Consider the following 15704-nt stretch of genomic DNA (forward strand, 5'->3'; position numbering starts at 1 on the left):
AATTAACCGGCGTCCATTACAATTGCGGTCATGGGATCGGATTAAAGTAATGGGTTAAGTTAGAAATTCCTTATACAAAACCCACTGATTACTCGGAGTTAAAGGGGATTTCATTCGGGTTTCGTTCGGAGTTTATTCGGTAGTTAACCGAATAAACTAAAAGTAAAATCAGGATAATTAGCAATGGATCCAAGTGTTATAAGTGGTTTTGGTATAAGGCTAAGATAAGGTAAGGTAGGCACACCTTGTTTTTATAGGTAACTTTGCCTAAGTTTGGCACATCCATATCCCAATTTACAATAATGATTTCAGAGCACGTTGATGTTTTAATAATCGGAGCCGGGCCATCCGGGGCCGTGGCGGCTTCCCTTTTGCATCAGAAAGGAGTGAAGGTTAAGGTTGTCGAACGGACGCATTTTCCACGTTTCGTGATCGGGGAAAGCTTAATCCCCCGATGCATGGATCATTTTGATGAGGCTGGTTTTGTCGAGGAAGTGGAAGCGAAGGGATTCGAAAAAAAATTTGGAGCCCGCTTTCTTCGCGGAAGCGAAGTTTGCTGGTTTGACTTCAGCCAGAAATTTTCACCGGGATGGGATTGGACGTGGCAGTTGCCCCGGGCGGAATTTGATCAGACCCTTACCGATATTTTGCAGCGCCGGGGTGTAGATATTGCCTTCGGTACCACCGTGGAAAATGTGGTGTTCAATGGAACCGATTCGTTGACTACGGTGTCTGACGAGGCAGGGAACCGCCGGGAAATACAGGCGCGGTTTCTGATCGATTGCAGTGGCTATGGGCGTGTTTTACCCCGTTTGCTTGATTTGGATGCCCCTTCGTCGTTCCCGCCCATGGCGGCAACATTTGTACATGTCAATGACAAGCGTCGTCCTTCGGGCGATGAAGGAACCCTGATCACGTTTGATGTACTCGACCAAAAAGTTTGGTTTTGGGTGATTCCGTTTTCCGACGGCCGTTCGTCATTGGGATTGGTTTGTCCGAAGGAGCACTTGGAAGCGTTGGATCAGGGGGATAATACGGAAACATTCCGGCAGATCATCCGCCAGTCGGATTATTACCGGGAGCGCTTTGACGGACTGGATTTTCTGTTTGAACCCAAGAAAATTGTCTCGTATGCCAAAGCGGTGAAAAAATTATACGGCACTGGCTATGCCCTTACCGGGAACAGTGCCGAATTTCTGGATCCCGTGTTTTCTTCCGGAGTTTGCTTTGCTTCCGAATCGGGCGCACTGTCTGCGAAATTGGCAATCAGACAACTGGCCGGCGAGGTGGTAGATTGGGAACATGAGTACGAAGAACACATGCTTTGGGGAGTCAGTGTATTCCGTTCGTATATACGCGATTGGTATTCAGGTGATTTGCAAAAGTTTATGTTCCATCCGGAAGTGAATGAGGACGTACGTCGCAAGGTATGTTCGGTATTGGCGGGATATGTGTGGGACAAGGAGAATCCATTTGTGAAAAAGCACGACCGCGCGGTAAAGGCGGTGACCCATCTATTGCCGTAAAAGAAGGTGAGGGTTTCCGTTGTTATCGGTTGTTGGGTAGCGCTGATGGTCACCGCTTGCGCCGGTGTCAGGCAACTGCCGTCAACGGCACACGATACGAGCCAGGTAGGAGAGCGTACCAGGGTATCCGCCGATTTTTATACGATGCCACATGGGAGACTGCATAGAAATGACCAGGGTATTTGGGAATTGTATGTCTCCGGTGACCCGCTGGAAAGGGGGGTGACCAATGGAATGCTTACCAAAGAACTGCTTGACCAGCAGGAAGCGGCGTTTGTTTCTCAGATACGGGAATTGGTACCCTCGCGGTTTCGTCAGTGGCTGTTACGCGGGTTTCTGAAGTTTTTCAATCGCCGGTTAACCCATTACGTGCCTGCAGAATACCAAACCGAGATATACGGACTTTCCCGATCTGCATCGGATGCATATAACTTTCTGGCGCCGCCTTATCAACGGCTGCTGTATTTCCACGGTGCACACGATATCGGGCATGCATTGCGGGATCTGGCGCTCGTGGGCTGTACTTCGTTTGCTGCCTGGGGAGCGCATACAGCCGATGGAAAACTGTTAATCGGCCGTAACTTCGATTTTTATGTGGGCGATGCATTTTCCGAGGAGAAAATAGTGAGCTTTATCCGTCCCGATCAGGGATACAAACACGCCATGGTTACCTGGGCGGGTATGGTAGGGGCTGTTTCGGGCATGAACGAGAAAGGGCTTACCGTAACCATCAATGCCGGGAAATCCGATATACCCTATAAAGCCAAAACGCCAATATCCTTGCTTACCCGTGAAATCCTGCAATATGCGGCAACCATCGATGAGGCTATCCATATTGCTCAGCAGCGAGAGGTGTTTGTGTCTGAATCGATTATGGTGGGTAGTGCGGCCGACCGGAAGGCCGTGCTGATCGAAGTATCGCCGAAGAAATTCGGTGTCTATGAGGTGGAAAATAATGCGGATTTGCTGATCTGCGCCAACCATTTTCAAAGCCAGCCTTATCTGTCTGACAAAAAAAACCTGAAGCAGTTGGAGGAGAGCCATTCCGCATACCGGTTCGAACGTATGAACGAGCTGATCGCATCGGCACCTCCGCTCACTCCGGCGTTGGCAGCTTCCGCGCTGCGCAACCGGGAAGGGATCAACGGTGTCCGCCTGGGGTATGGAAATGAAAAAGCCATTAACCAACTCCTGGCGCATCATGCGGTGATCTTTCAACCCGAAGACCGCCTGCTTTGGGTTTCTGCAAATCCCTATCAGTTGGGGATGTTTGTGGCGTACGATTTAAAAACCGTGTTTTCACGGATGGATACCCTGTCGACCGCCTTGCCGGTGGATGAAGCTCGTCTTCGTATTCCCGAAGATCCCTTTGTTCATACCGATACATTTGAGAATTATGAACGATTTCGGCACCAAACCCGTACCTTGGAGGCCGCTATGGAAAGCGGCGAACAAATCGACGATACCGTGCTGACCGGCTTCATCGCACGCAATCCGGATTTTTGGAAGGGATATTTTTTGGTGGGCGAATACTACAAAAAAAACGGGAGGTATGAGGAAGCGCTGCGTTATTTCCGGATGGCTCTTGGCAAAGAAGTGACAACGGAGCCGGACCGTCGGTTAATTGAGAAACGAATCAAACAGTGTGAGCGAAAATAAATGACAGCTATACCAGCGATCGAGACAGCAGATAAAAATACAATTAAGCGGTTTCAGGAAGAGAAGCTGCAGCAGCTTCTGGCATACCTTCAAGCCCGTTCCCCGTATTATCAGCACCTGTTTAAGCATCGGGATATTGATATCGGTTTGATCCGGTTTTTGGAAGATTTGACGCGGATACCGATGACAACCAAAGCAGACCTGCAAGACCATAATCGGGACTTCCGTTGTGTAGATGCCGGGCAGGTCGCCGATTACGTGACCACATCGGGTACCTCCGGTGATCCCGTATTATTGGCATTGACCGATGCGGACTTGGACCGGCTTGCTTACAATGAAGCGTTGTCGTACCAGTGCATGGGATTGCAACGCGGAAATTCATTGCAGCTTACTACGACCATCGACCGGCGTTTCATGGCAGGATTGGCCTATTTCCTCGGAGCGCGCAAAGCCGGCATCGGGATTGCGCGGGTGGGATCCGGTGTGCCTGAACTGCAATGGGATACCATCGCCCGGGTGCAGCCCGACGCGTTGGTCTGTGTACCGTCGTTTTTGCTTAAGATGATCGAATTTGCTGAGGCAAATGGCATTGATTATCAAAGAAGCAGCGTCAAAAAAGCCCTCTGCATCGGGGAGCCGCTGCGTAATCCCGATTTCTCCTTCAATGCGCTCGGGCAACGCATCCGGCGGCATTGGGATATCCAGTTGTTTTCCACGTATGCATCCACAGAAATGGCTACGGCATTTACGGAATGCGAACACGGGATCGGTGGGCATCACCATCCGGAATTGATTATCACCGAATTTGTGGACGATGAGGGTAACCCCGTACCGGAAGGGCAGCCCGGTGAGCTGGTGGTCACGACGCTGGGCGTGGAAGGAATGCCGCTGCTGCGCTTCAAAACCGGGGATATTGTGCAGCCACACAATGAGCCCTGTGCTTGCGGGCGTACCACCCTGCGGCTCGGACCCGTAATCGGCCGCAAAAATCAAATGGTCAAATATAAGGGAACCACACTTTATCCACCCGTGTTGTTCGATTTACTGAACGATTTTGAAGAAGTGGAGAACTATGTGGTTGAAATTTCGTCGGACGAATTTGGTGAAGACGAAATCACGGTGCGGGTCGGTTCCAACCGTGCCTCCGAAGAACTGTTGCTAAAAATCAAAGATCGTTTCCGGGCCAAGCTGCGGGTAAGTCCCCGGATTTTGTTCGCTCCCATACCGGAAATCAATCGGATTAAGTTTCCTGAAAACTCACGGAAAAGCGTGACGCTTATTGATTACCGGAAATAAACCTGACTGCTCGCCGATGATCGATTTTCTTATCTTTGCCGAATGGAGCGACAAACCTTTGCGGATTTCAAATTCAATAAGCAGATTCTTACTGCGATTGAGGAAGCGGGTTACACAAATCCTACTCCGATCCAGCAGAAGGCTATTCCGCCGATACTAGCCGGGCAGGACGTAATGGGTATCGCGCAGACGGGTACCGGCAAAACCGCGGCCTTTGTGCTACCTATTCTGATGAAGCTGAAATATGCGCAGGGAAAGGATGCCCGTGCACTTATCCTTTCGCCCACACGCGAGCTCGCCATGCAGATTGATGAAAACATCCGCTTGTTTGCAACCTATACCGACTTGCGTACCGTCGTATTGTATGGTGGATTAGGGCCCAAAACCCAGATTTCAGAATTGGAAAAGGGGGTGGATATCCTCGTTGCCACACCGGGACGATTTCTCGACCTCTACCTTGCCGGCCATATCGTGACCAAATCCTTGAACGTTCTGGTGATGGATGAGGCAGACAAGATGATGGACATGGGGTTCATCGGAAAACTGCATCGCATACTGGAGGTGGTTCCACGCAAACGGCAGAACCTGTTGTTTTCGGCAACGATGAGCGAACTCGTACATAAGATTGCCGGCGATTTTCTGGCTTTTCCTACGTTGGTGGAAGTGAGCGAACAGGCGACGCCGGCCCAAACGGTTACGCAGACACTCTACTACGTACCCAATCTGAAAACCAAGATCAACTTGTTGCAGTACTTGCTGAAAGACGATGAGACTTTTAGCCGGCTTATTGTGTTCTGCAAAACCAAAACCGTTGCAGACAACGTTTTCCATTTCCTCGAACGCCGGTACGGTACGGAAAATGTGCGAGTGATTCACGCCAATAAGGGACAGAATACACGGATCAATTCCATCAATGCGTTTAAAGAAGGAACGATCCGGATATTGGTGGCAACGGATGTCGCGGCACGCGGATTAGACATCAGTAATGTGAGCCACGTGATCAACTTCGATGTGCCGATCGTCATCGAGGATTATGTACACCGGATCGGCCGCACAGGCCGGGCATCCCAAAAAGGAGATGCCATTACTTTCTGTAATCCGGCGGAGGAGTATTACATCCGGAAAATCGAAAAACTCATCCGGCAGCAGATTCCCGTAGCGGACATTCCCGATGGCGTATTTGTCGAAAAAACGGATTTCGAAGAGCGGCAGGCCATTGCGCGCGAAATCGATGCGCAAAAACGGAAAGATAACCCGGAATTCAAAGGTGCGTTCCATGAAAAGAAAGGAGCTAACCAGAAGACGAACAAGCAGGGGCGTAACGATAGAAAGCATAACCGTACATCCGGCAAGCCGGATACCCGCAGGACGAAGCGATGAAGCGACTAAGAATTACTCCTTTGAACATTGCGTCGGCCTTGTTAATGACCTGGCTGCTATGGCAAATGATCGTGGATACAATTGGGATGGGCACCATTGGCTGGATTTTCTTACTTTTGTTGGTCCTGGTTGTGGCCGATCAGTTTTTTCGCCTCATGCTGCGTAGCCTGAAGCGTGTGTGGATCGCTGAAGGGATTTTTGTCGTATTTGTGGCGCTGGCGATCTGGATACTGAGGGTATGGTAGCGGATGGGGTAACGAGATAGGACACGGATAACACGGATTAAGCGGATGTTTGCTGAAGAACTTTTTGGTGAAAATCCGTGAAATTTGTGTCATTCGTGACTAATTTAAAAAACTAAACATGAAGAAAGCAGAAATAAAACTAACGATCGAATTGGACGACAACAATGTACCGGATAAGATTACCTGGGAATCTACGGACGGTGAAAATAAAGAAGCGCTTCCCGCAAAAGCATTGTTTTTAGCCTTATGGGATCACAACTATAAAAACTCGTTACGTATCGATTTATGGACGAAAGATATGCCGTTGGATGAAATGAAGCGGTTTTTCTATGAAACCTTACAGACATTGGGCGATACGTTTATCCGGGCTTCGGGCGACGATGAGATGGCGAAGGCGGTGATTGGCGACCTGCGGGACTACTGCGATCATTTTGCCGAAAAAATGGAGGTAACACAAAAGCAGAATTGATTTGGAAATTAGTTATAAATCTGAAATCGAATGAATCACTTCTTAGTAAAATCCGAGCCATTTAAATACAGTTGGGAGCAGTTTCTCAAGGATAAACAGACCTTTTGGGATGGTGTACGTAACTATCAGGCACGGAACACCCTGCAATCCATGAAAAAAGGCGATTTGGTATTGTTTTATCATAGCAATGAGGGCAAGGAAGTGGTCGGGATTGCCAAGGTCGTGAAAGAGCACTACCAGGATCCAACCACGAACGATGAGCGATGGGTTGTCGTGGACCTGGCCCCGGTAGAGACATTGAAGAAGCCGGTTACGCTGGAAACTATAAAGGCAGACCCGTTGCTCCAGCACATTGCATTGGTGCGGCAGGGAAGGTTATCGGTCATGCCCCTTACCCGGGAAGAATTCGATCGAATCGTCGCGTTGGGTAGTGGAAATTTTGTAGATTAGTGCCCTAGTAAGAATTAATCCCCATGGATATGCTGAAACAATATGCAAAATATGGCCCTTTGATGTGTCTATTGACAATGGGCATGATGTCGTGCAACAACGGAACCACAACGCAGAAACAAGAAGAAGAGATCCATAATGCGGCCACACAGGTCGTGCCCGAAGAGGCGGAAGGATTGATCGGACGTTGGGATATCACCGTAGATAAAGACGGCAAGCAAGTGCCATCCTGGCTGGAAGTCAAACTTTCGGGCTTCGATGTACTGGTAGGTGCTTTCGTGGCCGATGCGGGAAGTAGCCGCCCCGTCTCACACATTACACTCAAAGACGGTGTGTTTTCTTTCCAGATTCCACCGCAATGGGAAGGAGGCGGCGGATTGTTTACCATGGAAGGGAAGCTGGAAGGAGACGGGATAAATGGGACAATCACGACGAACAAAGGAAATGTCTTCCAATTTACCGGAGTTAAAGCGCCTTATCTGGTTAGAACAGGTGAAGTGACATGGGGCGAACCGATCGAACTGTTCAATGGCAAGGACTTAACGGGGTGGAAAACTTCGGGCGATAACAGCCAATGGGTGGTTGAAGACGGTATATTGATCAATAAAGAAAGCGGAGCTAACCTGATCAGCGAGCAGCAGTTTGAAGATTTTAAACTGATAGCCGAATTCCGTTATAAAGAAGGGGCCAATTCCGGCATTTATTTGCGGGGGCGCTATGAAGTGCAGATAGAAGATTCCCCGAAAGACAGGCATCCGGGGTCGCATTATTTCGGAGGCGTGTATGGATTCTTGTCGCCCAGTGAAATGGCGACGTTGGGTCCGAATGAGTGGAACCGATACGAAATCACCCTCCGGGGGCGCATGGTTACCGTTGTGGCCAATGGCAAAACAATTATCAGTAATCAGGAAATCCCGGGAATTACAGGCGGTGCACTGGATAGCCATGAAGGAGAGCCGGGCCCGATTTACATACAGGGAGACCATACCGGAGTAGAATTCCGGAAAATTACTGTGATACCGGCGAAATAGTCTATCGGATAAGACCGGATAGCCAGCCAAACAATTTCCGATTGCCTTTGTTGAATACTACAAAACAGACAGTATGGCAAAGACAATCGGACTTATTTTGGTCATCGTTGGTATCGTAATGTTGGTATGGACTGGTTTCTCGTTTACAAGCAAAGAGAAAGTGGTGGATATCGGGTCGGTTGAGATCAATGCAGACAAAGAAAAACAGGTTAACTGGCCGCCTTATGTCGGGGGCATCGTCTTAGTGGCAGGCGTGGTTCTGTTGCTGGTTCCACGCAGGAGATAGTGACTATATTCTCCAAAACATAGAAATATCCTTACTTTCGTAGTCGTGGAGAGAGACTACGTTACCCTTACCGATCAACAGTTGGCTTCGTTGCTACGAGCGGGGGATTCAGGTGCGTTTAAACTTATCTACGACCGGTTTTGGGACAAATTACTCGTAGTTGCGGCTAAGCGGCTGGATAATGTTCCTGAGGCCGAAGAAGCAGTACAGGATATATTCCTGAATCTTTGGCGCCGGCACGAGACCTTTGAACTAAAAGTATCTTTCGAAAATTACCTGGCCGTAGCTGTTAAGTTTGAGGTAATTAACCGCCGCGCGAAGCGTGTACGGGAAGAGGTGTTACACGAAGAACTCAAGTCCCTGCTGCCTGCTGCCTGCACCCACAAAGCAAGTTTTGATTTAGAATACCTTCAGCAACAGCTGGAACACAGCCTGAACAGTCTTCCCCCGAAATGTCAATTGGTATTTCGCCTCAGCCGTGAAGATGATTACACAAACAAGCAAATTGCAAAGGAGCTTGGTATCACAGAAAAGGCGGTTGAAAAGCATATCTCCAAAGCTTTAAAAGTCCTCCGCAGACGAATGGGACGGTATTATCGCTGGTATCGTATCTTGCAGAAAGAAAATTTTACAAAAAAGGTAGGGTACGATGCGTCTTCCTTGGCTATATAGAAAAAGACAAGGAAATGACCCCAGAAGAAATCGATCGGTTGGCCAAAAAATGGCAAGACGGTACGATAAGTGACGAAGAGTACGCGCGATTTGAGCAGTGGTACGATTCGTTTGATGATACGGTGCTCAAAATCGATTCGGATGAAGGGGAGGCCGCTATGAAGTCGCGCCTTTACCAGCAGATTACCCATGTGGGCGGAATAGCACATACGGATTTGCTCCCCCTGTATCGCCGTCCGTTCGTGTTGCGTTATGCGGCGGTAGCAGCTGTATTGCTGGTTGCCTTTCTTTTTTACTGGAACCATCAAAATGCATTTATTGACTTGCCCTGGGTTGCTCATGTAGATGTCCGTGCAGCGGAAGAGGTCAGGCAGGAAATATTGCCGGATGGCTCCATTATCTGGTTGAAACCCGGTGCTTCGCTTCATTACAAAAAGGATTTTGTCAGACGTGACGTGGTGCTAGTTGGCGAAGCACTGTTTGAAGTTTCAAAGAACCCGGGGCATCCCTTCCGCGTGCAGGTGGGTGACTATGTCGCAACCGTATTGGGTACCAGTTTCAATATCCGGCAGTCAGCTAACCGTAAAGATATGGAAGTGGTGGTGCTTACCGGTAAAGTAGCGGTCCGTAAGCAGCAACAAAAAGCGGAAGGTGAAGTGTATGCTGCAAAAGCCGCTGCGGAGGTCGTATTAATGCCAAATCAACGATTGAAGACAAGCAGAGGGCTTAGGCTGGAGGCACCGCCCGTAGAAACGCTTGAATTGCCGCAAGAGAATGAATATACACAGGGAACGGCTTATAACATGTGGTTCAATGATACTCCCTTTAAGGAGGTCGCCCGTCGTATTTCCACGAAATTCGGTATAACCATAGAAATTGACAATGAGCGGTATAATGCGTGCCGGATCAGTGCGAACCTCAACGATCAACCGCTTGAATATTCGGTTGAATTGGTTGCTGCTGCACTGGGTGCTGAATATAAAATTGAAAAAAATAAGGTAACATTAAAAGGAGGAGGCTGCTTATGATCTGATGGATACACCCCTGCCAAACGGTAAATGTTTGCCTGTTACTAACTACTAACCAAACGGTAAACGAATGAGAAGGAGTGAAACCAAGTTGTAAATAAATATCCTGAAAAAGTCCAGATTCTGGCTGCCACCAGAACCCGGACAGTGGTTTAATAAAATGTAGTACTTTATCTTGGGAATTGTTAATTCCCAATCAAACCGAAACAAAAATATGAAAATCCAATTGTATGGAAAAGCCATACTGTGGCATATGATCCGTATTACTTTCTTTTATATGGTCGCGTTGCTGTTAGGTGGAGGGCTCTTATATGCCGATCCAGCTGATGCTCAATCATTGAAGCAACCCATCGACCTTACTATTGCGAATAAACCGATTACACAGGTACTTCGCCAGATCGAGCAGCAAACGGATATCCGCTTCATTTATACCAACAATCTGTTGGATGGAGCCGAAAATGTAACGCTCGATGTGCACCGTCAGCCTGCGGCTGACGTACTGGAAACTCTACTCTCACCGCTGGCTATCCAATATGAAGAAAAGGATAGGGGGTACGTAGTATTGAAGAGACGTGCCGAAACACAGGCTATGCTGGCCCTGCTTTCGTCAATATCGGCGAAAGCCCCGACCCATAGTATTGTAATTGAGCAGACCTCAGTGACCGGTAAGGTGGTTTCTGCCGTGGATGGTCAACCCCTGGAAGGCGTGACGGTTACAAATAAGCGTACCGGTCTGCATGCGGTTACCGATGGAAGTGGTGTTTACCGCATTACGGCTATAGCCAGTGATGTTTTGGTGTTTTCTTTCGTCGGCTACAAGGAACGTGAGGAAGCAGCGAATCCGGATCTTGTTATCCAATTGGAAGAAACAAATACGGGTTTAGATGAAGTGGTTGTGGTAGCTTATGGTACAACCAAGAAAAGAGATTTGACGGGTTCGATTTCTACGGTGGATTCCAAGGTACTTACCAACCAATCCAATTCGACGGTAAGTAGGGCATTGGAGGGCGCAGCGCCTGGCATTCAGGTCTCGGCAGTAGACGGTCAACCGGGTGTGGATATGGGAATCCGTGTACGTGGTTTGGGGTCTGCAAGCCAAAATACGTCCAATGCATTGGTCGTTATTGACGGTGTGCCCGCTCAAAATGATAATCCGCTGTCTACGATCAATCCGAAGGATATCGAAAATGTCACGATCCTGAAAGATGCAGCATCGACCGCGCTGTATGGTTCACGCGGGGCTAATGGGGTGGTGTTGATCACCACAAAACGAGGGAATAAAGGTGTGCCGAGGATTTCTTTTGAAGGAAAAACAGGTGTGAATCAGGTAGGGCCTTATCAGTTCGACAAAATATCCGATCCGAAGGATATTTATGAATTTGCCTGGCTATCCATCTATAACTCGGTACGGTATGGGGTGGATGGAACGGGTATTTCCAAAGGATACACGACCAATGTCCAAAACCCGAATATGAGCCATGAAGACGCGGCGGAATTTGCGAGCGCCCATTTATTTGACTACGTGGGGTCAACCTCCAATTTCCAGATGAATAATTTGGGTAACTGGATGCTGTATGACGTACCGGGGGCTGTATATACGCCCAAGGGTTCTGGTGCGTCTGCGAGCGCTACGATGTCAGGTGCCTATTTGGTTAACCCCGATGGGAAGATCAATCCGAATGCAAAATTGCTTTATAACGAGAATTACGACAAGTACCTGCTTGAAAATAGATTGAGGCAGGAATATAACTTGTCTGCTTCCGGAGGTTCGGATCGCGTGAATTACTTTTTCTCAGGGGGGTACCTGGAAGATCCATCTTATATCCGCGGATCTGCATTTGAACGGTACAATGCGCGGGCTAATGTGGATGCGCAATTATTTGATTGGCTAAAAGTGGGTACAAATGTTGGCTTCTCGAATCGGACTACCCAGTCGCCGGCCACACGTTTTGGCCGGAATCCGGGAAGTGCGGTTGCCAACGTCTTCCGGTTTATCAACGGACAAAACCAATTAACGCAATTGTACGCACGTGATCAAGCCGGTAACATTGTGATGGAAAACGGTGAGAAAAAAGTGCATGTATTGGCAGGAGATACGTATTCGCCGCTTGGTCCAACATCTTCGGCCCTTTCCACTACCAATATTCTGACCGTGCTGGATAACGATATGGATATTCGGGTTTCTGACGACTGGAATACGCGGACCTATGGTCAGATCAATTTCCTGCAGGACTTTACGTTTACGGTTAATTTCTCATTGGATAAATATAACGAGCGGAGAACCCGTTATTGGAACAGTGAATCCGGACAAGCTGCCGGGGTAGGAGCTTTTGGAAAAGTTTTTTCAACGGTAACCATTATGAATACCCAGCAATTGCTCAATTACAATAAAGTAAGTGGGCTGCATTCCGTTGAGGCATTGCTCGGGCATGAGTACGATTCTTTCAATTACGAGCTGCTCAATTACAACTCTTCTTATGAGCTGATCGATAACTTTCCAAGCTATGTGAATTTTGTTGGTCGGTACAACGGCGGCACGTTTTCCAATCCGGGAGGAGGGTTGGACATCCGGCGGATGGAAAGTTATTTCGGCCGGGTGAATTACATTTATAACGATAAATATTATGCACAGGCTTCGATCAGAAGGGATGGATCATCTAAATTTAAATTAAAAGACAAACGTTGGGGAACCTTTTGGTCGGTTGGTGCCGGATGGCGTGTGAACGGTGAAAGCTTTATGGAAGACACCAAAGGGTGGCTGGATATCCTGAAGCTTAGAGCCAGCTACGGCGTGATCGGAAACCAGAATGGGATTTCCAATTATTCCGGGTATCAGACCTGGGGATACGGAGCTACCTACACGGAGACGACCAGCGGAACCGGAATTCCGGCTTCTTATACGTTGACGCAAAACGGTTACGTGAACGACCAACTGACGTGGGAAAATATCCATACATTGGATGGAGGGATTGATTTCGGGTTGTTTGGGCGTATACGGGGATCGTTCGATTTTTATGACCGCACCACTGAAAATGCGATCTGGAGCCAACCCATCGCTTTCTCGAAGGGACAATCTTCGATCTCGACGAATTCAGCCAAGTTGAACAATAGAGGTTTTGAAATAGACCTTTCCGTGGATATCATCCGCAATGCCGACTGGAACTGGACGGTTTCAACCAACGGAACACACTATAAAACCATACTGAAGGCAGTCCCCGATGGAGTTGGATCCGATGCGTTGGACGGTAATTGGACTTCCGGGGTGGACGGATGGACGGCTGCCGGTACAGGTTCCGTGGGCAACATCACCTACCTGAGAGGCATTAACAAGGACTACTTTAACATGTACCTGTACAAATACGGAGGCGTAGATCAAGCTACGGGATTGCCGTTATTTTATCACCAGGTTACCGAAGCGGAGGCAAATGCCGGATTATATCCGAATTATAGCGTAGGAGAAAGCTTTACAACAACGGATTACTCCCTCGCCAGCCGGTATGAAATGGGAAGCGCATTGCCAAATTGGATCGGCGGTTTCAGCACCACCCTGCGGTACAAAAATTTTGATTTATACGGTGCGCTAGCCTATCAAGTGGGCGGCAAATTCTTAAGTACAGAATACGCCAATAACCTATATGTCAGCGAGAATCCGGGTAGCGCAATTTCTGCGGAATTGATAGGTAATACCTGGACACCGGAAAATACATCGGCGAAATTTCCCATGGTTATGTATGGGAATACCTATGGGAATGGATCGACCATTGGCAGCTGGATGTATACGGATATGGCTATGTTCAGCGCCTCGTATTTGAGTTTCAAAAATATAACGATCGGATATACATTCCCCGAAGCTTGGTTGAGCAAGTACAAGATTGGCCGACTGAGAATCTTTGCGTCGGGAGATAATCTATTTATGGTTACTTCTCATTCCGGCATTGATCCCCGGCAATCGTTGGTCGGCGGATGGGAGGTCGGTGCATTCTCTTATCCCACGATGCGTACGTTTTCGGGTGGTATAAATTTGGAATTTTAAGACAAAAGAAAGATGAAGAAGATTTTAATATACCTGTTAGGAGGAATGTTGATCGTTTCCTGCAGCAAGAAACTTGAAGTAACCCCTCCAAATAATATCACGGATGAACAGATTCAGGAGCTGTTGAAAAGCGGGGACGAAGAGACCATCGAACTGGTGTTAGGCGGAATGGCCAACAATATGCCGAAGATGATCAATTTCAGCGGCATAAACGGTACCGGGACTGCCGACGGTCGGTATAGGAGTGTGCAGGGACTTGATGTGATGCGGAATATAGAAGGCAACGACATCGTGTTTGCAGACCGGAGCCTCAATATGTTCGGTGCGGATGAATACAACCTACTGGATTTTACTTCAGCCTCGTCAGACAAGAATTCACCGTATTGGTTTTATGCGTGGGGTGCCATCACCACGGCAAACAAAATGCTGAATTACCTGGATGATGCGACGGTAGGCAGCAACAGTAAGCTGCAGGAATACAAAGCCCGGGGGCTTATTTTGCGGGCCTATGCGTACAATTACCTGATGGAAAATTATCAGGATGCATATCTGCAGGGTGGACAGGCGAAATTAGGGATGCCTATCTATGATTTTTATTCGCCGGTTCAGGAAAGCAAAGGACGGGCAAGTGCCGGCGAGACGTATGAATTTATCAAAAAGGATCTGACCGATGCGATCCGGTTACTGGAAGAAGCCGGGATTGGTTATACGGCGGAACTTGCCGATCTGGATTTAGGCGTAGCTAAATTTATATTGGCCCGGGTGGCATTGTGGACCGGGGATTGGGCCACGGTTATCAGCCATTCGAATGATATTCTTGCCCACTATCCTGATTTAATGGGAGAATCCGTATATGGTGGCAAAAATACCGGTACAAACAGTGATCCGGTGTTGAGACCGGAACAGAATGGATTCCTGAACAATGCCGCAAATCCGGAAGTTATTTTCGGCTTTCCATTGGGAGAGGCGCTGACAGCACATAACAGTTGGATGAATCCCTTTGCCGAGGGGTACGGTGGTTTGAGTCAGGGCTTCCAACGGATCGACAACCGGCTATATGACAAGATATCGAGTTTGGATTATCGCAAAGACTGTTTCATGGGGCAACCCTGGGGCGATTATACGTATCCAACGAATGGTGACCAACGTACCATTCCGGTGCTTACCAACCTGAAATTTGCGGCGACACATGGATTGGGTAGCGACGATAAAAAGAATGTCGGAACAGTTACCTGCTATTACATGCGTTCTTCAGAGGTATTGCTGATGAAAGCCGAAGCGCAGGCGCAGAGTGGAGATGAAGCGGGTGCAGAAACCACCTTGAATGTATTGCTGGCGGCCAGGACCAAATCTGGATCGACTCCGTTGACCTGTGACACTTATCCGGCCATGGCTGGATTATCGGCCCTGGAAATGGTTCAATTGCAATCACGGATCGAGCTGTGGGGTGAAGGGGGCCGTGAATTCTACAATAATAAACGTTGGAATATAGAAGTAAACCGTGCTTCTTCTGCCAACCACGTGGATAAGTCTACCTATCCAGTTTCAAAAATGACATTGCAGATCCCTTTAGACGAGATCATGTACAACGATAAAATGGAACAGAACTAACGGTGCTGTTCTTGACCG

General features: G+C 48.2%; 13 protein-coding genes. All 13 read left to right on the forward strand.

Annotation, left to right across the window (positions count from 1 at the left end):
• Positions 1–302: 302 nt before the first annotated feature.
• Positions 303–1526 (forward strand): NAD(P)/FAD-dependent oxidoreductase, encoded by a 1224-nt coding sequence (locus IEX60_RS02800; RefSeq protein WP_188747132.1) that lies wholly within the window; start codon positions 303–305, stop codon positions 1524–1526.
• A gap of 6 nt (positions 1527–1532) precedes the next feature.
• Complete coding sequence (locus tag IEX60_RS02805) at positions 1533–3185, forward strand: C45 family autoproteolytic acyltransferase/hydrolase (protein ID WP_229717376.1); 1653 nt, start codon at positions 1533–1535, stop codon at positions 3183–3185.
• The gene (gene flxY, locus IEX60_RS02810) at positions 3186–4481 is read left to right on the forward strand and encodes a flexirubin biosynthesis putative acyl-CoA ligase FlxY (protein ID WP_188747134.1); all 1296 of its coding nucleotides are present in this window, start codon (positions 3186–3188) and stop codon (positions 4479–4481) included. It begins immediately after the preceding gene.
• Positions 4482–4523: 42 nt separating this feature from the next.
• Positions 4524–5861 carry a DEAD/DEAH box helicase gene (locus IEX60_RS02815; protein WP_188747136.1) on the forward strand — a complete coding sequence of 446 codons (1338 nt, stop codon included), beginning with the start codon at positions 4524–4526 and terminating at the stop codon, positions 5859–5861.
• Positions 5858–6106, forward strand: a complete 249-nt coding sequence (locus IEX60_RS02820) for a hypothetical protein (protein ID WP_188747138.1) — start codon at positions 5858–5860, stop codon at positions 6104–6106. Before IEX60_RS02815 ends, IEX60_RS02820 begins: the two co-directional genes overlap by 4 nt.
• Before the next feature lie 118 nt (positions 6107–6224).
• On the forward strand, positions 6225–6575 hold the full coding sequence (gldC, locus tag IEX60_RS02825; protein WP_188747140.1) for a gliding motility protein GldC: 351 nt from the start codon (positions 6225–6227) through the stop codon (positions 6573–6575).
• Positions 6576–6605: 30 nt separating this feature from the next.
• Complete coding sequence (locus IEX60_RS02830; RefSeq protein ID WP_188747142.1) at positions 6606–7025, forward strand: EVE domain-containing protein; 420 nt, start codon at positions 6606–6608, stop codon at positions 7023–7025.
• A 23-nt stretch (positions 7026–7048) separates the two neighbouring features.
• Positions 7049–8056, forward strand: coding sequence for a 3-keto-disaccharide hydrolase (locus IEX60_RS02835; protein WP_229717377.1), 1008 nt, complete (start codon positions 7049–7051; stop codon positions 8054–8056).
• A 73-nt stretch (positions 8057–8129) separates the two neighbouring features.
• Positions 8130–8342 carry a hypothetical protein gene (locus IEX60_RS02840; RefSeq protein ID WP_188747144.1) on the forward strand — a complete coding sequence of 71 codons (213 nt, stop codon included), beginning with the start codon at positions 8130–8132 and terminating at the stop codon, positions 8340–8342.
• Positions 8343–8387: 45 nt separating this feature from the next.
• On the forward strand, positions 8388–9014 hold the full coding sequence (locus tag IEX60_RS02845) for an RNA polymerase sigma factor (protein ID WP_188747146.1): 627 nt from the start codon (positions 8388–8390) through the stop codon (positions 9012–9014).
• Positions 9015–9028: 14 nt separating this feature from the next.
• The gene (locus tag IEX60_RS02850; protein WP_188747148.1) at positions 9029–10042 is read left to right on the forward strand and encodes a FecR family protein; all 1014 of its coding nucleotides are present in this window, start codon (positions 9029–9031) and stop codon (positions 10040–10042) included.
• 214 nt (positions 10043–10256) lie between these two features.
• Positions 10257–14075 (forward strand): SusC/RagA family TonB-linked outer membrane protein, encoded by a 3819-nt coding sequence (locus IEX60_RS02855; protein ID WP_229717378.1) that lies wholly within the window; start codon positions 10257–10259, stop codon positions 14073–14075.
• A gap of 12 nt (positions 14076–14087) precedes the next feature.
• The gene (locus IEX60_RS02860) at positions 14088–15686 is read left to right on the forward strand and encodes a RagB/SusD family nutrient uptake outer membrane protein (RefSeq protein WP_188747150.1); all 1599 of its coding nucleotides are present in this window, start codon (positions 14088–14090) and stop codon (positions 15684–15686) included.
• The last annotated feature ends 18 nt before the right edge of the window (positions 15687–15704 follow it).

This window comes from Parapedobacter defluvii, from assembly GCF_014642075.1.
In the GTDB taxonomy this organism is placed as follows: Bacteria; Bacteroidota; Bacteroidia; order Sphingobacteriales; family Sphingobacteriaceae; genus Parapedobacter; species Parapedobacter defluvii.

Bases quoted from the DNA above. Each gene is read 5' to 3' on its own strand.
- IEX60_RS02850 (WP_188747148.1), top strand. From the start codon at position 9,029: ATGACCCCAGAAGAAATCGATCGGTTGGCCAAAAAATGGCAAGACGGT.
- IEX60_RS02820 (WP_188747138.1), top strand. From the start codon at position 5,858: ATGAAGCGACTAAGAATTACTCCTTTGAACATTGCGTCGGCCTTGTTA.
- IEX60_RS02830 (WP_188747142.1), top strand. From the start codon at position 6,606: ATGAATCACTTCTTAGTAAAATCCGAGCCATTTAAATACAGTTGGGAG.
- flxY (WP_188747134.1), top strand. From the start codon at position 3,186: ATGACAGCTATACCAGCGATCGAGACAGCAGATAAAAATACAATTAAG.
- IEX60_RS02840 (WP_188747144.1), top strand. From the start codon at position 8,130: ATGGCAAAGACAATCGGACTTATTTTGGTCATCGTTGGTATCGTAATG.
- IEX60_RS02800 (WP_188747132.1), top strand. From the start codon at position 303: ATGATTTCAGAGCACGTTGATGTTTTAATAATCGGAGCCGGGCCATCC.
- IEX60_RS02860 (WP_188747150.1), top strand. From the start codon at position 14,088: ATGAAGAAGATTTTAATATACCTGTTAGGAGGAATGTTGATCGTTTCC.
- IEX60_RS02815 (WP_188747136.1), top strand. From the start codon at position 4,524: ATGGAGCGACAAACCTTTGCGGATTTCAAATTCAATAAGCAGATTCTT.
- IEX60_RS02835 (WP_229717377.1), top strand. From the start codon at position 7,049: ATGGATATGCTGAAACAATATGCAAAATATGGCCCTTTGATGTGTCTA.
- IEX60_RS02855 (WP_229717378.1), top strand. From the start codon at position 10,257: ATGAAAATCCAATTGTATGGAAAAGCCATACTGTGGCATATGATCCGT.
- gldC (WP_188747140.1), top strand. From the start codon at position 6,225: ATGAAGAAAGCAGAAATAAAACTAACGATCGAATTGGACGACAACAAT.